Source organism: Paracoccus sp. 228 (genome assembly GCF_000967825.1).
Classification (GTDB): domain Bacteria; phylum Pseudomonadota; class Alphaproteobacteria; order Rhodobacterales; family Rhodobacteraceae; genus Paracoccus; species Paracoccus marcusii.
The window spans coordinates 354,809-372,771 of record NZ_JYGY01000002.1; the positions used below are offsets into that span (position 1 = coordinate 354,809).

12 protein-coding genes and 7 pseudogenes are annotated in these 17,963 nt (G+C 56.9%); 7 read left to right on the top strand and 12 right to left on the bottom strand.

Features of this window, described 5'->3' with window-relative positions:
* Positions 1-4 precede the first annotated feature (4 nt).
* Positions 5-283: pseudogene (locus SY26_RS07020) on the top strand (IS3 family transposase); the annotation flags it as partial.
* Positions 284-441: 158 nt separating this feature from the next.
* On the opposite strand, the pseudogene SY26_RS07025 reads toward SY26_RS07020, so the two are convergent.
* The 3 genes and pseudogenes from SY26_RS07025 to SY26_RS07035 form a co-directional block, all read right to left on the bottom strand.
* Positions 442-897, bottom strand: a pseudogene (locus SY26_RS07025) (IS3 family transposase); the annotation flags it as partial.
* Positions 898-1,219: 322 nt separating this feature from the next.
* Positions 1,220-1,645 carry a VOC family protein gene (locus SY26_RS07030; protein WP_045999921.1) on the bottom strand — a complete coding sequence of 142 codons (426 nt, stop codon included), beginning with the start codon at positions 1,643-1,645 and terminating at the stop codon, positions 1,220-1,222.
* A 191-nt stretch (positions 1,646-1,836) separates the two neighbouring features.
* Positions 1,837-2,835: an IS30 family transposase gene (locus tag SY26_RS07035; protein ID WP_255352858.1), complete on the bottom strand. Its 999-nt coding sequence runs from the start codon at positions 2,833-2,835 to the stop codon at positions 1,837-1,839.
* Between the two features lie 245 nt (positions 2,836-3,080).
* On the opposite strand from SY26_RS07035, the gene SY26_RS22155 reads away from it, so the two are divergent.
* Entirely contained in the window at positions 3,081-3,233 is a 153-nt protein-coding gene (locus tag SY26_RS22155; RefSeq protein WP_081403206.1) for a DUF4113 domain-containing protein, read from the top strand.
* 22 nt (positions 3,234-3,255) lie between these two features.
* On the opposite strand, the gene aqpZ is transcribed toward SY26_RS22155, so the two are convergent.
* Positions 3,256-3,990, bottom strand: coding sequence for an aquaporin Z (gene aqpZ / locus SY26_RS07040; protein ID WP_045999922.1), 735 nt, complete (start codon positions 3,988-3,990; stop codon positions 3,256-3,258).
* 157 nt (positions 3,991-4,147) lie between these two features.
* Positions 4,148-4,436, bottom strand: a pseudogene (locus tag SY26_RS07045) (integrase core domain-containing protein); the annotation flags it as partial.
* 217 nt (positions 4,437-4,653) lie between these two features.
* Here SY26_RS07045 and SY26_RS07050 point away from each other — a divergent pair.
* Positions 4,654-5,934 carry an IS110 family transposase gene (locus SY26_RS07050; RefSeq protein WP_045999923.1) on the top strand — a complete coding sequence of 427 codons (1,281 nt, stop codon included), beginning with the start codon at positions 4,654-4,656 and terminating at the stop codon, positions 5,932-5,934.
* Between the two features lie 216 nt (positions 5,935-6,150).
* On the opposite strand, the pseudogene SY26_RS20420 reads toward SY26_RS07050, so the two are convergent.
* Positions 6,151-6,965, bottom strand: a pseudogene (locus tag SY26_RS20420) (IS3 family transposase); the annotation flags it as partial.
* 70 nt (positions 6,966-7,035) lie between these two features.
* Here SY26_RS20420 and SY26_RS07065 point away from each other — a divergent pair.
* Positions 7,036-7,377 (top strand): annotated as a pseudogene (locus SY26_RS07065) (integrase core domain-containing protein); the annotation flags it as partial.
* Positions 7,378-7,679: 302 nt separating this feature from the next.
* Here the strand turns inward: SY26_RS07065 and SY26_RS20425 are convergent.
* From SY26_RS20425 to SY26_RS07075, 3 genes are read right to left on the bottom strand one after another with little or no spacing between them, the layout of a single operon-like run.
* Entirely contained in the window at positions 7,680-9,881 is a 2,202-nt protein-coding gene (locus tag SY26_RS20425; RefSeq protein WP_084693749.1) for a bifunctional diguanylate cyclase/phosphodiesterase, read from the bottom strand.
* Positions 9,882-9,919: 38 nt separating this feature from the next.
* Positions 9,920-10,429: an SET domain-containing protein gene (locus SY26_RS20430; RefSeq protein WP_084693750.1), complete on the bottom strand. Its 510-nt coding sequence runs from the start codon at positions 10,427-10,429 to the stop codon at positions 9,920-9,922.
* A gap of 45 nt (positions 10,430-10,474) precedes the next feature.
* Positions 10,475-10,798 (bottom strand): hypothetical protein, encoded by a 324-nt coding sequence (locus SY26_RS07075; RefSeq protein ID WP_045999925.1) that lies wholly within the window; start codon positions 10,796-10,798, stop codon positions 10,475-10,477.
* A gap of 474 nt (positions 10,799-11,272) precedes the next feature.
* Here SY26_RS07075 and SY26_RS07080 point away from each other — a divergent pair, with 474 nt between their 5' ends.
* A complete protein-coding gene (locus SY26_RS07080) occupies positions 11,273-11,491 on the top strand; it encodes a hypothetical protein (protein WP_139599752.1) in 219 nt (72 codons plus the stop codon).
* A 127-nt stretch (positions 11,492-11,618) separates the two neighbouring features.
* Complete coding sequence (locus SY26_RS22160) at positions 11,619-11,969, top strand: BLUF domain-containing protein (protein WP_369799405.1); 351 nt, start codon at positions 11,619-11,621, stop codon at positions 11,967-11,969.
* Positions 11,970-12,019: 50 nt separating this feature from the next.
* On the opposite strand, the pseudogene SY26_RS20440 reads toward SY26_RS22160, so the two are convergent.
* A pseudogene (locus SY26_RS20440) lies at positions 12,020-12,983 on the bottom strand (IS481 family transposase); the annotation flags it as partial.
* 222 nt (positions 12,984-13,205) lie between these two features.
* Entirely contained in the window at positions 13,206-14,159 is a 954-nt protein-coding gene (locus tag SY26_RS07090) for an IS110 family transposase (RefSeq protein ID WP_255352859.1), read from the bottom strand.
* Positions 14,160-14,307: 148 nt separating this feature from the next.
* On the opposite strand from SY26_RS07090, the pseudogene SY26_RS20445 reads away from it, so the two are divergent.
* A pseudogene (locus tag SY26_RS20445) lies at positions 14,308-15,061 on the top strand (IS5 family transposase).
* 65 nt (positions 15,062-15,126) lie between these two features.
* Here SY26_RS20445 and SY26_RS19875 read toward each other — a convergent pair.
* A complete protein-coding gene (locus SY26_RS19875) occupies positions 15,127-17,946 on the bottom strand; it encodes a calcium-binding protein (protein ID WP_052715186.1) in 2,820 nt (939 codons plus the stop codon).
* Positions 17,947-17,963 lie beyond the last annotated feature (17 nt).

A 17,963-nucleotide genomic window follows, 5' to 3' on the forward strand; every position in this document is an offset into this window, starting at 1 on the left:
GACCGCCCAATACACAAGCGAGCAGTTCCAGCGCCTGCTGGCCGACAACGGCATCACCTGTTCCATGAGCAGGGCCGGGAATGTCTGGGACAATTCGGCCATGGAGAGCTTCTTTTCTTCGCTGAAAATCGAGAGGACCAACCGCAAGGTCTATCGCACCCGCGATGAGGCCCGCGCCGACGTCTTCGACTACATTGAACGCTTCTACAACCCGCGCAGGCGGCACTCGAAGCTGGGCTACATCAGCCCCATGGAATTCGAGGCCCGCGCTATGCTAGCTTAACTTGCTGTCCACGAAACCGGCAGCAGCTCACGACGACCGTCCTCGGAATAGATGTACTGATAGATCGTCTCTTGGCAGACCCGGCGCGGGGCACTCAGAGGTGGTCCGGGTTTTTCGACCAGTTTGCCGCCTCACTAAGCTCTGGCATGGGTTTCATGTCAGGCGGCGGCTTTCAGGTTCAAGGTGGCGGTATCATAGGCCTCAGCTGGCGTCAGCAACCCATGCGATGAGTGCGGACGTTTTTCGTTGTAATAGCTGATCCAGGCGCCGATCCCCTGGCGGGCCTCGGACCCGGTCTCGAAAGCGTTCAGGTAAACGCATTCGTATTTGAGGGAACGCCACAGCCTTTCGATCATCCGGTTGTCGATCCAGCGACCGCGGCCATCCATGGAGATCTTCACCTTGGCGTCCAGCAGCACCTGGGTGAAATCAGAGCTGGTGAATTGCGAACCCTGATCAGAATTACAGATCTCGGGCGGCCCGTATTTGGCCAGTGCCTCCTTCAGAGCCTCGACGCAAAAGCTCGCGTCCATGGAGTTCGACAGCCGCCAGCTGAGCACTTTCCGACTGTGCCAATCCATGATCGCTACCAGGTAAAGAAACCCCCGGCGCATGACAGCACCTCGATCCGTTGAAGCTCACGTTCGCTCATCAGGATAAGTCCCATGTCGAAAACCCTCGTGCCATGCTGCTCAGCGCAGCGTCAGCCTTCAGGGCAGAGGCGACAAATCAACTTTGCCAGTTCGCGACAATTCTACTTCGGTTTGCGGATTCAACTCGAAACGCGACACGGGCGCCGACTTAGCCTGACCCGGGCGGGCGGAGACATCCGCCATCGCAGCCCGTCCGGGTCAGGCGGGGATCCAGCGCCACTGACAGCGTGAACTGTAGTGTTGCCGCTGGCCTCAGGAGGGCCGGGGACTTCAATAGGGCAGCTCAATTCTCCAGCGGAAGCAGGTCCGGGTTCCAGACGATTTCCCAAAGGTGCCCGTCAGGGTCTCGGAAATAGCCAGCGTAGCCGCCGTAAAATGTGTCCTGTGCAGATTTGATCACTTCAGCACCTGCCCGCACCGCATCCTCCATGTACTGATCGACTTCTTCCGGTCGCGCTACATTATGCCCGATCGTTATGGCGGTCGGGCTAACCGGCTGTACTGGCAATCCAGTATCGTGGGCGATGTCGGCCTGCGACCAGAGGGCGAGCTTCAGCCCGCCGGACAGGTCAAAGAACGCCACCGCACCATGCTCGAACTCCTGTCCGATGATGCCCTCGGTGGGCATCCCAAGCCCATCACGGTAAAAGGAAAGCGAGCGTTCGAGGTCACTCACGCCAAGTGTTATAACGGAAATTCTCGGCTTCATGTCATACCCTACCTATCGGCTCCTGCACCGCGCAGACGCCTTGATAGTCTCGGGCCGCTGCCTTGCAACGGAAGGACCCGCAGGGTGCGGGGGCTGAGCCAACCTTCCCAAGCCTAACCTGTTTCAGACCGGTAAATGTTAGGCAGGATAACCTGTACCGTCAACGGCAGCGAACACTCGCAACTTAAACGCTATTGCAGGCCTGAGGCCTTCGCCAACTCCTCGCGGAAGACCTCGGCCGGCGTCCTGTAGCCAAGGCATTTGCGGGGCGTGGCGTTCATCCGCTGAGCCAAGCCCAGCAACTCTTTCTGCTGGATTGTCAGCAAGATCGTGTCGCGCGGAAGCCAGCGCCGGACGCGGCGGTTCGTGTTCTCAACTGTAGGCTTCTGCCAAGGCGCCTGTGGATCGCAGAACCAGGCCTGCGCCCCAAGCCCTTCCTCAAGCTCGCGCCACGACACAAACTCAAGGCCTCGGTCGAAAGTCAGGCTTTGACGGGCATGCCGGGGCAGGGGCGAGAGCAGGTTGATCAGGTTGTCCATGATTGGCCTGGACCGCCGATCGTTGTTGCGGAAGATCGCCGTGTAGCGGCTGACGCGCTCGACCACCGTGGCCAGATTGGCCGGCCCATGCTCCTTTCGGAAGATCATCAGGTCGGCCTCCCAATGGCCGAAGACCTGCCGGTCTTTGACGGCTTGAGGGCGGTTCCTGATCATGCAGCGCTCTGGGAAGACAAGGCTTCTCGGCTTGCGCGCGTAGCGCGCCTTGCGCTTGCGCCGCCGCTCGGGAAGATAACGGGCAAGCTCCTGTGCTCGGCCATCTGGAGAGTAGACGTAACGGTAGATAGTCTCGTGGCAGACGCGCCGCCGCGCGCGCTCATGCCGCATGCGCCCGGCAATCTGCTGCGGAGGCCAGCCGGCCTCCAGTGCTGCGATCACGCCGCCCCGTAAGTCATCATCCTGCAGGAGCTTAGCCTGCCTCTTGCGACGGTCGTCGGCCAGGTGCTGAGCGTTCATGTGCCAGTAGCCCGTCGCCATCGGCACCTCCGGATCGCGCCAGAAGTTGCGCCCGATCTCGCGGTGGATCGTCGAGCGGTGCCGGCCGAGTTGCACCGCAATCTGCGCCACGCTGATCTTGCGCTGCAGCATGCCCGCAATGATGCGGCGCTCGGAGAGGATGAGATGCGATGCCAAGTTGAACTCCTCGATCCACGAAAGCCCAGCAAATCATGGCTTGTCGCGTTTCAGGATAGAACCCACCCCTATCGGCGGTTTGGGAAGATCGACGCAAAGGACTTATCGCGCCGACCAAGACCCTTACAAAGCGTGCAAGCTATGCCACCAAGAGGAATGCGCTTTGGTCTGTGATCTAAAGTTTGATCGACCAGGACATGCGAGACTATGAGATACGCCCTATTCTCATCCTAGAAATCTAGGGCGTGGGTTCTGCGACAAAGGGGAAGCTAAATGCCCAAAGGTTCAACTCTGCGGCCGACCTGGAGGGCGTATCCGAATTTTGGGAGACGAAGGCAGGTCACCGATCATCGCGTTACACGACAAGGATCAGCGAACTGCCAACGATCTTCATCTAATCTCTAATCGAGACACCATCGCTTAGCCGGGGCTGCGGATACCGCCCACGACCGGCTCTTCAGGCTGCGGGCTAAGCCAGCGGTAGAGAATCCCGCCTGCCGCCCCTCCGATCAGCGGGGCAACCCAGAACATCCAGAGCTGACCCAAGGCCCAGCCTCCGGCAAAAAGCGCCGGACCTGTACTGCGTGCCGGGTTCACAGAGGTGTTGGTAATCGGAATGCTGATCAGATGGATAAGTACCAGCCCCAACCCGATGGCGATGGGGGCAAAGCCCACAGGCGCACGACCATGGGTTGCCCCCATGATGATGAAGAGGAAGAAAGCCGTCAGCACGACCTCGGCCACGAAGGCCGCACCCATGGAATAACCCCCTGGCGAATGCTCACCATAGCCGTTCGAGGCAAAGCCGCTTGCTGCGGCATCAAATCCCGGCGCACCGCTTGCGATGACATAAAGCACCAAAGCTCCAAGAATGGCGCCCAGAACTTGCGCCACGACATAGGGCAGGATCTGCGATGTTGGAAAGCGCCCGCCTGCGGCGAGGCCAACCGTCACGGCGGGGTTCAAATGACATCCCGATACGTGTCCAATGGCGTAGGCCATGGTCAACACCGTAAGGCCAAAGGCAAGAGACACGCCCATGAAGCCGATGCCTAGTTCCGGGAAGGCGGCAGCCAGAACGGCGGAGCCACAACCGCCGAATGTTAGCCAAAATGTTCCGATCAGCTCCGCCGCGTATTTCTGCGAATTCTGCATCACTTCGTTCCTGTAATATAAATCGTTGATCAGTCAGGGAAGCCCCTCAAACTTATGTCTATTCCTGTGCCTCATTTCTGACTACACGAATTTCATGGCCATCCCGTGGTCGTTTTTATTGACCGGAACATCGACGTATTGCGCAGGTTCTCTATGTCTAGGTGTTCAGTCCCGGCATCTGGTGGATCGGGTTTAGGATGAATCTGTCTGGCTCAGATGTCCAGATCTTGCAGATGTATTTATAAGGCGTGAGGCTGCCGAGGGTCTTGAGCCGCCGGGCGAAATTGTAAGCGTCCATGAAGTCGGCGAGATGGGTGCGGAGCTGGTTGTGGTCTTCGTAATAGAAGCGTTTTACCGTTGCGTCTTTGATCGTGCGGTTCATCCGCTCGACCTTGGCCATTGGTCCAAGGGTGGTTTGGCTTCGTGAGGCGGTGCTCGATACCGTTGGCCTCGCAGATCATGTCAATGCGCATGGGCCGGGAAGAGATGGTGTTGTGATTTCGCGGCTGCTCGGCGAACTGAATGCCGTAGCATGTTGGGAATGACCCACCGTTGAAGGTTATGGCCGCCTGCGCAGCCTACAAAATTGCGCAGCAGGCGGCCATAACCGGGTCTCGGGTCTCTATGGTGGCTTTGCTAACCACACCACAGAGGAGACCGGCTATGGCCAAGGTTGAGCATACTTCGGATGCCCTTGTTCTGGTAGGCATCGACATTTCCAAACACCGGCACGAGGTGTTGATTGCTGTCCCGGGCAAGACGCGTCGCAGGCGCCTGACGATCACCAACAGCACGGATGATTTCATGCGGCTCATCGCGATCTTGCGAGAATCCGGCCTGCCTGTCCGGATCGGCTTTGAAGCAACTGGCAACTATCATCGGGTGCTGATGTATCATCTGGGTGTCGCCGGGTTCGACCTGAAGCTGGTGTCTTCGGTCGCTTTGGCCCGGACGCGGGAGGCGCTGCACAACAGTTGGGACAAAAATGATCCGAAGGATGCCCAAGTTATCTTGCACATGCTGCAGATCGGGGCGGTGCAGATCTTCCAGGACCCGATGGTGGCCGGCACGAACGATATTCAGGAATTGTCCAAGACCCATGATGCGGTGTCGCGGTCCAAGACTGAGCTTTGGCACCGCATCCTGACCCACTACCTGCCGCTCTACTTTCCGGAAGCCGACCGTTTCCACCGCAGTTCGCGGACGGATTGGTTTCTGGCGTTCCTCGAGATGTTCCCTTCTCCGCACATGATCAGCGCCATGACCAAGGAGGAGTTCATTCAGACTGCTTGGGAAGTGGTTGGGCGCAAGGTCGAGAAGTCTCTCCTGTTGTCAGATATTTACGAGACAGCAAAGGTGTCGGCAGGATTGCCCGTCGCGCCAGATTCTGACGCCCTTCGTATGTTCCGCATGATGCTGGCCGAGGGAAGGAGCCTAATCCGGCAGCGCAATGCAATCGAAGATCGCGCCGTCGAACTGCTGGGCGACCGACCGGATTATCAGCTGCTTCGCACCATTCCGGGGATCGGACCCATCAATGCGCTGACCATTCTGGCCGAGACCGGCGATCTGCGGCGGTTCCACCATCACCGCCAGTTCCTGAAATTCTGCGGTATGGATCTTGCTACCGTCCAGTCCGGCATGTTTCGCGGTCGAAGCAAGATATCCAAGTATGGCAATGCCCGCCTGCGCCGCACTTTGTGGCTCGCAGGGCAGACCGCGGTTCTGAAGAAAGCGAATAGCTTCCGGGACAAATTCGAGCGTTACATTGCGCAGGATCGCCACAACCCAGATCTACGCCGCAAGGCCTACACCGCCATCGCTGCAAAGATGGCACGCACTATTCACGCCGTGATCAAATCCGGCGAACCCTATCGTCCCTTCTTCGAAGGGACGAGCCCAAGCGGAAGGACCTCTCTCTCAAAGGGCCGTGGAGGCGCATGACGCGACCTCGTAGATAATGTTCGGGCCTTCCGCTTGGGATTTAGGATCTCGTCTTAAGGACGGTGAGGGCGGCAACCAGACCGACCCTGTATTTGCTATGGAAGAGACCACTTCTTGACGGCGGAGCCCGCTTGGGCAAACATCTTAAGGGCATCCGGTCGCTCGGATGCCCCGTGATCTGATGCCCTAAACGGCGATTTGTTCCCGAGCTAGGACGTTGTCGACCCTGATGGCCATGGGCTTGCCGCGCCACTCGATGATCTGGTTCAGCGCCCGAACCACGCGCTCGGCCGGAAGCGAAAAGTCGACCTCAATGCCCAGACCCTCGCGGTTGAAGTCGTCGAGCACGTTCAGCAGCCGGAATTGGCGACCATCGGCCAGACGGTCGGCCATGAAGTCCATGGACCACACGAGGTTCGGCGCGTCTGGAACCGAGAGCACGTCCGGCTTGTGCCGCTTGATGCGCCGCCTTGGCTTGATCCGCAGGTTCAGTTCCAGTTCGCAGTAGATCCGGCGAACGCGCTTGTGGTTCCAGGCATGGCCACGGACATTGCGCAGATACAGGAAGCATAGGCCGAAGCCCCAGGTTCTGTGCGCCTTGGTCAGGCCCTCAAGAAGATCCGCGATGGTCTCGTTCTCGGCACAGCGCTTCGGGCTGTAACGAAAGCACGTCTCGCTGACCCCAAATGTGCGGCAGGCCAGCGCAATGCTGACCCCCTTCGTTGCCACCGCCCTCGCGGCCAACTCGCGGCGTTGAGCTGGCCGCGTCACTTTTTTCCCAAAGCTTCCTTGAGCAGGTCGGCCTGCATGCTCAGGTCCGCGAACATGCGCTTCAGCCGCCGGTTTTCATCCTCCAGCGCCTTCATCTGGCTCATCATGGACGCATCCATACCGCCATACTTCGCCCGCCATTTGTAAAAGCTCGCGCTGCTGATCCCATGCTCTCGGCACAGCTCCGGCACCGCAACACCGCCTTCGGCCTGGCGCAGCACAGCCATGATCTGCGGCTCGGTAAATCGGGTCTTTCTCATTCGAATCTCCTCAGCTCACGCTACGAGAAAATTCTACGAATAAACCCCCTTAACGATGGGGAGGATTACCGAACGGGTCTGTGCCCAGGTCGGCTATCCCAAGACGATCCGGGTCGACAATGGCAGCGAGTTCATCTCGCGCGACCTCGATCTGTGGGCCTACGCCAACCATATCACCCTGGACTTCTCACGCCCTGGCAAGCCCACCGACAATGGCTTCATCGAGGCGTTCAACAGCAAGCTCCGGTCCGAATGCCTGAACGCGCACTGGTTCATGAGCCTTGCGGACGCACAGGAAAAACTGGAGACTTGGCGTAGGCACTACAACGAGGACCGACCCCACAGCGCGATCGGATATAACGTCCCGATCGCCCTGCATTATCCCGGCGGCGCAGCCAGCCCGTCGCCATGACCAAGCCGGAAAACTCCAACATCCGGCGGTCCAAGGTTGGGGAGCAGAGCAAAACCGCCAGACTCTCGTTATGATCGAGGGACCCGCGGGGGGGCAGGTCAGAGCGGACATCTCAAACCGAAGGAGGATGCGGGGCTCTGGTCAACCCTATTGTACGCCTACTCCTGTACCCTCTGCTTCCAGCCGAGAGTGGCAGGATAAGATCATCGTCTCGAATTGCAAATAATACATCAAAGGTTCGCAAAATACGACAATATATTAATCAAATATTCCTCAGCTTATGAAAATTGATTCACATTAATCTAGCTAACGAGGGCTCGACGAAGCTGCTGAGCACAAGGCTCGCCCGTGAGAGAAAGACCGTTGCCAGCTGCCTTAAGGATTTGATCAAGGGGCTGAGGCCGGCTGAAAAGATAACCTTGAAGATAATGGCACCCGACATCAGCCAGAATCTCTGCCTCATAGAGCGTTTCAACGCCCTCCGCCGTGATTGATTTTCCTAAGGTGCGGCCAAGGGATACAATCGAGTGTAGTACATTTGCAAGGACCTTGTCGTCTCCAAGCCCCGATACAAAGCTTCGGTCAATTTTAAGAGTATCGAGGGGCATCTTTTGAAGATAGCCGATGGAAGAAAAGCCGGTTCCGAAATCGTCAAGTGCCGTAGTGATCCCCATCTGTCTGAGTTGCTTCAATTGAGCTTGGACCGTATCGCAATTTGAAACAAGAACGCCTTCGGTAAGCTCAATTTCAATTCGGCTTGGTGATATGGAATGCTCTCCCAACAAGCGTGTCAGCGTCGGAATGAAACCCGACGACAGAAGTTGCAAAGGAGAAATATTGATATTGAAGCGTAAATCTGGCCTGCACTGCATGTCGCAAAATATTTTCTTAAGAAGGAGCGATCCAAGTTGGACTATCAGGCCGCTTCTTTCTGCAACGGAAATGAACACGTCAGGAGCGATAGGTCCGAGGGATGCACAATTCCAGCGCGCCAGAGCTTCCACCGAGTGTAATTCCATAGTCCGCGCATTAACGATAGGCTGGTAAAGCATATAGAACTCATCCGGCGATCTGATAGCCAAGCGAAGTGCTTCCTCGATTTTCCTTCTAAAAGTGTATTCCGCATCAAGCTCCGCATCGTAAACCGTGACGTGGTTGCCATCATCCTTTTTTGACGCATACATTGCACGGTCCGCGTCTCCTAAGAGATCCTCAAAAGAGCGTGTTGCATCTTTTCTGGCGGCAATGCCATACGAAGATGTTATAGGAAATTGTAGACCTCGGTAATTAAAGCAAACACCAGTTGCCTGCATGAAGCGGTCGACAGTGCAGCGAGATAATTCGATGATATCACCCGAAGTATTGACAACCGCGATGAACTCATCACCGCCGACACGAGAGACGAAAACTTGTTTGTCTGTTGCCGCACGCAAATTGTTTCCGAAAGTCTTGATGAGTTCATCGCCACCCTGATGGCCCGCAAGATCGTTAACTTTCTTGAAGTTATTAATATCAAGAAGAATCACTGCGTAATTGTTGATACCGGTAGACTCAAGGCGTTCGATATACTCTTTAAGTGCAAGGCGATTGGGAAGGCCTGTTAATGGATCGGACCGTGCAAGTCGATTGGCATCGTCCTCCCGCAGGGCAAGAGTATTTGCGTGGTCGCGCAGGAGGCGCGCTCCGCCAATACCGACACCCCCGAGAACGATAAATATCAGCGCAATTATAGGTGCTATATGGCTTAGAAGTTCGTTTCCTGGGTGCGGCGGAATCCAGTTGAGATATGCTATTGGCCTGCCATCAACACCGATTAGTGGCGTTGAGATTGCAGGGTTTCTTAGGGATTTTGATAGTCGAAGATCTGTCACATTTGAGCTGGTCGCTATGTCGGTCAACTGCGCATTTGTAACTGTTCGTAAAATTGCTCCAATTGACGCTTCATCTCGGTTCGCCGTTGCAAGAGCCTCTTCGGTATCTGGCAGGATGCGTGACGCGCTTCCGAATTGAACCTCGCGATCTTTCAAGATAGCGAAATCGAATGTAGCCCGACCTTCGCGTGGCAACCTGTCTACGCCAAGACGGATCTGCTCCAAAGCCCAGATTGAGAGAGATGACTGGTGTGGCGCTCGGGTTCCGGTAGAGTTCCAAGCCAAAGGATCTTTCAGCAGACCATCGTAGATGACGGCGCGATCAAACATATCTCCGTTGACGGCCGTAATGCCATAGTTATTTGAAACAAACTCAAAGTCTTTGTCAATAATTGCTTGATATACATCGCCCCAATTGTTGTAGTCTCTGGCAAATTGCCTGACCTGATCGTGCAGCAGGCTGATATTGTGAACGACCTGACGGCCAGCTTCGAGTTCTGCTTGGTGGTTGATTTGCCTTCTCAATGACTCCAGTGATACTCCAATCGCCAGATAGAGCAACAATGTGCCGTAAAGCGCGACGGTGGCAATGCGATTGGATAGTCGGATTGAAGCTCCAGAAAACATCACCATCGTCAAACGTCCTGTTGGGAAAGATTCAGGCAAGAATATTAAGCACAACTTCTCATTTGCAGTTGTGCTAACTTCGACATAGGACCGAGCATGCCAACCTCCGCAGTTACTCTTTGATGGGCATCTTGCTGTAAGATCTTCGTATAGAATTCACGAATGTCCTCGGCATGTGCATGTCCTTTGTTTGGATCGAACTCTACGACGGTGACTGTGCTGTAATCGCATGTCAGCTCGTCACCGACTTCTATGTCTCGAGCGGCATACATATGCTCACCATCGTCGGTGAGATTGGGTTCGTCCGAGTGGTTCATGAAGTAGTCGCCATCTAATCCGATGACGAAGGTGCCTCGCTCCTTGACGTACCAAGCATGGCGGGCAAACATTCGAAGAACATGATCGGGCATCTTAAGCAGCTGCTCGATTGGAACTTCTCGGTCTACAACCGGGCTGAAGGTCCAGACAAGCTGCCCAGCTACAATTTTTTCATTTGAGAAAACTCCCAGGCCATGGATCGTGCTTTGGCTGATGTTGTGGTCTACAGTCAGCATGTTGCTTCGTTGCCTCGATTGTGTGGACGGTGTCGCTTGGCAGTTCTACGTTTTGTGCAGCACGAGAATTGCAGCGACGGCAAGGCCGATCCCTGTCAATTCCCTCGCCGAAACAGCTTCTTTGAAAACGAAGCATCCGAGGGCAAATAAAATTAAAACATTTGAGCAGCTATATATGATGCCAACCGTGGCCAGAGTGTGGTTTTTCATGAGGGAGAACCATCCAATTGCCGGTAGCGCATAAAGTGCTGCTCCAGCCATGAATTTCGCTGATGCAATACCCTGCGTATTCAACGATGCCGCCTTGATCAGGTAGTCACCGGCCGCCGTGGCAGCCACGATCATGAGAAGGATGACAGTTGTGGTCATGCAGGCGCCCTTTTCCCATTATTCTTGAAAGCCCAACTATCGCGGTATTTTTACTGAGTCGGCTCATGAGAAAAGAATGCCGGATATTGGTTAATTTGAAGTTAAGGTCCGGTTCGATATGACGCAACGGATGCGGCAACTGTCACGGCTGCAAGGGCAAGCCCGGTGCCATCTGCGACGTAGTACGCTGCGGGCGAACGCTCGGGCCAGCATGAGCAGACCAGAGATGCCCAATGCTCGCGAGATCATGGGCGATTAGCGGCCCTGGCGCCGTATCGGATTATGGGCTCCGGGGCGGTAATCGATGATGCTGGCGAATAGGGCAGGGGCTCAGCCGGTAAGCGCTCATTAACTTTAAGATAGATAGCGATCGCGTCAAGGTTGTGTTCTGACCCTCACTATGTGAGTTGCATCAAGTGCAGACATTTTGGCGTGATACGCTAGGGTAGAATGAGATCCGATATGACCAGGCATATGAGCGATGACCTCCTGGACGAGATCGAACAACGCGCGATGGCCGAGCGGATCCTGCTGAACATTCTGCGCGCAACGCTCGCCTTTCCGGAAGCGATGGATCGCAGTGGTGTGGCGACGATGATCTCAGCTGCTGCCACGGAGCGCCAACGGCATGGCGATTACGGTGCAGCTGATCTGCTCCGCCACTGGAGGGTAATGGTTGATGGCTGGGACTGATGGTCATGCCAGACGCAACATTCTGGCCGTCACCCGACACGTAGCCCTTTGAGGATAGGACGGTTTGGTCCGTAATTTTCTGTACCGCAGTGAGACACTGCTTCAGCCCCATGATCTCGAGTTCCGGATGATCCTGGAACACCCGCGATCCCGGAACAGCAATATGGCCGTTACAGGCTACCTGCATTGGGAGGACGGGATCTTCCATCAATGGGTCGAAGGTCCGGAAGCCGAACTTCGGATCGTTGAACGGTGTATCAATGAGAGCCGATCTCACTACGGGCAAACCATTCTGAGCAGGGATGCCGTCTCAACCAGGCAGTTTCCAGGCTGGCATATGGCACTCGGAGTTTCCGAAAAGAACTCGCTTTTCGACTTCGTCGCGATACAGGGTGTCAGGACCTTGGATCGAACGGAGTATGCTGCAGGTGTGCTTGCCTTCATGCGCGCGCAGTCCGATGCGACTTCGCCCTTCTGATGAAACAATTGTCTCCTAGAAATGGAGGCAAAGTCTGACGCGCCGCAGGTGTCACACCCCACGTGATTATACGGCCTCTTCCTGAACAGGCCCGGCCTTTGTTTCTGCCAGTCCTTGAGTGCATCGATGGGCGTTCGCTCCTTCAGCACTGATTGCGGGAGCTGACCGTTGTAGAGCCGGACGTAGCGCAGGATGGTTTGTTCGAGATCCTCGCCGCTGCGGAAGCGGTGGCTCTGCAGGACGTCCTCGATCCGGCCATTGAAGCGTTCGACCATACCATTGGTTTGCGGGTGCATCGGCGGGGCCAGGCGATGCTCGATACCGAGGTCGACGCAGAGGCGGTCGAAATCGTGGTTGCCGGTGGGCCCCCGGCGGCGAAGTCCGAACAGACGATCGGTGAATTCCTTGCCGTTGTCGGTGAGCACACGGGTGATCGTCATCGGCGCGGCGCGTTCCAGATCGCGCAGAAAACGGCGGGCGTTGGCAGCAGTCTTGGCTGGGTAAATGCGCACGAAGACCCATCGCGTGGCGCGGTCGATGGCCACGAACAGATACCGGCGGCGGCTCTCGTCGGCCATCTGCGGCAGGTATTTCACGTCGACATGCAAGTAGCCCGGCTCGTAGGTCTTGAAGGCCCCGTGTGCAGGCCGTGGCAGAGCAGGCTTCAAGGCGCGCAGGTTGCCCACGCCATGCCGGCGCAGGCAGCGGTCCAGCCCGGAACGCGAAACATGCGGGTTCAGGAACTCCCGCACCACCGACAGCAGGTCATCCAGCGGTAAGCAGCGACTTGCGCAGTGCCACTGCCACAGCTTCTTGCGCGGGCGTGAGCGTCGACTGAAGCCTGTGCGGCGTGTGGCTTCGGTCATGCACGCTGTCCCGGCTCCGTCACTTCCAGACGGTCTGCATGGAGATGCCGTAGCGCTCCGCCACCCTCCAGGCCGGCTCAGTGCTTGCCTGGATCGCAGCTCGTATCTTCGGTGTCGTCGCTGCCTGCTTGTGAAGAGAGATCAGCATCCTCGCCTCCCGTCCCGAAACTCGGCTAGGATCGATCTTGCCACGAAGAACGCGGTCCGGCGAGGGTCTATGTGATCATCCGGGATGGAACACCTTATGTGTTTCGTCTCTGCTATAAATGGCCCGTCGCCAGTCCCGGCCAGGACCAACGACGGGGTAGGATACAGCGCTGAACACCTTGTGGCCTGACCACGCGCGCTAGCTGGCTGATCCCGCCTCTCCTCACCGTCTCAGACCGTTGCTGCGGCCCATTTGCGGGACCGCGAAGCATAAGGAAGAGATAGTGACAAGCTTTCTGGTGACGGCGGTGATGATGACCTTGTGCGGTTTTCCGGCCTTGCGGAGGCGATCTGCAAAGKRTTTCARGTCCGGGTTATGATGTGCCGCGACTAAAGCCGCTTGGAATATCACGTGCCGCAKGGCACGGCGACCACCCGCGATGGCTCGTTTCCCGCGAAGGGTTCCGCTGTCATGCGCGACCGGGGCCAATCCGGTGAGCGCGGCAGCTTCTTCGCCGGTGATGGTGCGGATCTCCGGCATTTCGGCGATCAGCATCGTGCTGACAATTAGGCCGATCCCCGGGATGGAGCGAAGGACGATGGCTGTCTCCGAAAGGTGATGGTCACTGGCGATGGCCCGGGTGATCCGGTCTTTCAGCTCCTTGATCAGGCTGTCGATCCGGTGCTTCAGCTCGCTGTCGACGTCCTCGAACATCGCGGCATTGCCCAGTTTTTGATGCGCGCGGATTTGGGCCAGCAGCCGTTTGCGCATTTCAACCAGCTGCGCTCTTTTAGACGTTAAGGCTCTGAGAATGCGTATCTTCTCCGTAGGAAGACTGCGGCCTGCTTCGGGTCGGAATGCGAAGAAACGGGCGATGAGTYCCGCATCGATCCKGTCGGTYTTGGCGCGCGTRCCCCGGCTTTGCGCAAACGCTTTCACCTGAGCGGGGGGCACCTGGCGGGCTGCAACACCTTCTGCCTCCAACAACGCCCAGAGCTGCCACTCTTGGCCGCCGGTCGATTCGAAACAGACGATAGCATTCCGGTCTCGGGCAAGTTCCGCCACGGTAGCATGACCCGCCGGAGCGTTGGCACTCTGCAGCGATGCCCGTCGGGAAGGCAATGAAGGTCCAGCCAGTCGCGGCTGACATCTATGCCGATGACGCGGCCATGCCACAAGGGTCAGACGTCGCGTACCACCCCGCCATCGGTCCTGGCCGGGGCCGGTGACGGGACCAGTTTAGCAGAACGGATATACAGAAGGGTCAGGGTGCGCTGATACTTGTTTTGCTGTGTGATTCACGGCTCGGAAACGGAGCGGTGACATGAGCGACCTTTTCTGGCTGGCCGACGTGCAGATGGAACGTCTCGCTCCCTAGTTCCCAAATTCCCACGGAAAGCCATGCGTTGATGACAGGCGGGTTGTCAGCGGGATTATCTTCAGTATCCGCAATGGCTTGCGCTGGCGTGATGCACCCACCGCCTATGGCCTCACAAGACGCTTTACTGCCGTTGGAGGCGTTGGAGCGGAAAGGGCATTTTCGCTCGTATGATGGCAAGCCTCGCTGCGAACCACGGTGAGGAGAAGGCCGTGATGATCGACGCCACATACCTGAAGGCACATCGAACAGCGATCAGTATGGCCGTAAAAAAGGGGTGCGTGGACGCCTGATCGGCCGCACAAAGGGCGGCATGAATACCAAGCTGTACGCCATTTGCGACAGCCGGGGACGACCGCTCGACCTGTTCATCACCGCCGGACAGGTGAGCGACTATATCGGCGCACGGGCGCTGCTCAGCGGCTTGCCAAACGTCGAATGGCTGCTTGGCGATCGCGGTTATGATGCTGACTGGTTGAGAGAGGCGTTGCAGGACAAAGGGATACGCGCTTGCATCCCTAGTCGGAAGCAACGCAAGACGCCGGTCCAATATGATAAGCGACGCTACAAGCGGCGAAGTCGCATCGAGATCATGTTCGGCAGGCTCAAGGATTGGAGGTGCGTGGCAACTCGATACGACAGATGTCCGAAGGTCTTCCTCTCGGCCATCGCTCTCGCAGCAACCGTCATCTGTTTGTAATGAATCCTGACCCTAGTATGAAAGGGGCGTCGGTTTATAACCATTTTTCCGACGCCCAAGCCACTTTAGATAAAGTCGAAGACCCCGTTTAAGAGAACTGAGTCACCACTACCGAAATTGAGAAGCGTTCCATCACGGACCTCTGTGGCGCTGTAACTCCTTCCACCGAGGTCCAGGGTATCGCGGCTGCTCTCGAATCCGTAGACGATATCGGCACCATCACCAGCCCGGAATATAAGCACGTCGCTTGCCCCGTCGCCATTGTGCCCGTCTCCAATCCAGATGCGGTCATCTCCTTGGCCACCCTGCACAGTATCACGGCCCATTGACCCGTCCAAAGTATCGTTGCCTCGGCTGCCCACCAACCTATCGTGACCCCATCGCGTGTTGAAGTTTACGCCAGCCCCGGAACTTGAGATCACAGCGCCCGACGCGTCGATGACGTCGTTGCCTGCATGCGTCCAGCCAAGTTCGAAGTTGTCGAACCGCAGTGTCGCGGTCCCGCCGATACTGGTGCTGGCATTGCCTGAAAACGCTCCGTCAGACAGGACACGATCAACCGTGACACTGACACCCTCGATGCCAACAGTGTCATTGTTGGAATAGATGTCGCCGCGTTTGATCCAGATGTTGATTAGGTCGTTTCCTGAGCCGCCGTCGATCGTATCATTACCGGGGTTGTGGTTGGCATCACCGTTACCCCATCGGATGTTTTCGTCACCGGCGCCGCCATAAATTAGGTCATTGCCGGTACTGGAGTGGATGAAATCATTCCCGCCATCGCCGTTGATGGTATCGTTGCCCGAGCCGCCATCAATGACATCGTCAAACTGCGATCCTGAGATCCGGTCATTTCCTGCACCGGTAAAGATCGACAGACCGTGGGCGGGTACACTTCCACCGGAACTATTTACGGTCGCATTTGTCGCCACGACAACGTCGTCGCCGGTGGTACCAAAAATACGCTCAATACCCGTGAATTCCAGGCGGTCATTCCTGCTCTGAACGCTGCCACTATCTGTCGAGTGCATGTCGATGCGCAGACCGGCCGAACCGTCCAGAACCAACCTGTCGCCGCCAGGATTACCAGGTGTATAGGGGTTAGCATCGTACCGCTCTGTCCCGGTGCCGCCATGGTAGGTATCGTTGCCCACCCCCGGCTGCCAGTAGAATGTATCTAGCCCTTCAAGACCCCAGACTATGTCTGATTGTGTCGTACCCCGCATTGTATCGTCGGCATTCGAACCTCTTATTTCATTGATATCGGCTGCCGGCGGTATTGGTGTGGGAAGGGGCGCAGGCGTAACCGTGGGCGGTGTGCCGTTCAGGTCTTTCGGGACGGCGCCGTTGAAGAGGAAGTTGGCGGTCGTCAGGATCGCTTTGTCGACGCCCTGCAGGAAGATGCTGTCATTGGTCCCCAGGACGACCCGGGTGCCGCCGTTCTCGCTGATCAGCGCAGTGACGTTCGCATATCCACGGATGTCGAGGATCTCTCCGGCGCGGGCGTCGAAGTCCGTGATCGTGTCGCGACCGTCGCCTGCAGAAAAACGGAAAGTATCTTTTCCGGTCCCACCGGTAAGCGTGTCGTTTCCAGTGCCCCCGACCAACGTATCGTTGCCCTCGTTTCCAAGAAGGACGTCGTTTCCGGCCATTCCGAACAAGCCGTTGTTGCCGCTGTTGCCGGAGATCAGGTTGTCGAGGCTGTTGCCCTCACCACGGGTGTTGGCCGCAGTGCGCAGGTAGAGGTCCTCAACATTGGCGCTGAGMACCCAGTCACGGGTCGAATGGACCGTGTCATGACCCTGGCCCGCCAGTTCGATCACGCGGTCGCCGGCGTTATCGACCCAGTAGACATCATTCCCGGTGCCGCCATRCATCTCRTCCGCGCCGGCCTTGCCGTCGATGACGTCATTGCCGCCGAAGCCGTAGATCTTGTCGTTCCCGGACGTACCGTTCAGCGTGTTCGCGCTGTCATTCCCGTTGATGACGTTCTGGGCGGGAGGCGTCGGAATGGGGGTCGGATCGGGTGTAGGTGTGACCTCTGGCTCTTCGGTCTGAGGCTCGTCGACGGGCGGGACAGGGGTGGGCATTGGGGCGGGAGCGGCACTCTCATTCACGCCGTCACGATCATATTCCATCACAGTTTTCCAAGCCAGCTTCTGAAGGCTTGCTGCAATGATGGGATTGATGGTCGGGTAGGCGCCATAATCACCGAAGACGRTATTCGGCAGGCCTGAAGGGTCCTTACCGTAGAGTGTCGCCTGGTGGACCATCGTCACGTAGTAATAGCCGGCGTCTGTCGGATGGATATCGTCGGAAAAGAAGTGCCTGATGGAAGAAACGCCAGGGATCTTGCCGGCCTCGATAGCATCGTAAAGGTTGGCCATTGCTTGCCCGGCGGGAACGAGCAGCATCTCTTTCGATCCAGTCGGTCGTGCCGCATTCACTTTGTCGACCACGCCCTCCCAGATCGGGCTGAAACGGTCCAAGCTTGCCCGCCAAGCCTTCAGGTCACCGTTGAAGAAGTCGAACCCGTTCCAGGTCTCATAGAGATAGGACTGGATGCCGGGGTTGGTGGCATGGGCAAGAGTAAGGAATTTGAGGGCGTAACCCGAGGTRTCGTTCCACTGGACATTCGTTTCCAGAGGAACGGCTTCCGTGAGGATGAGTGCGTCATATTTGCCGGTGGCGAGGGCTTGATGGGAATCCACACCTTGCGCATGGACACGATCGTGGTCATTCCAACTCACACGCAACGGTGCGCCGGTAATGACCTGAAAGTCGGTCTTTCCTTCATTTCCCATGCTGTTCATCATATGGGGAATTTGCCGCCCGACGAGGCTATGACCGACGGTAAGAATATTCGATTCTGAAGAAAGCGCCATTTGTCCCTCTAGTGATC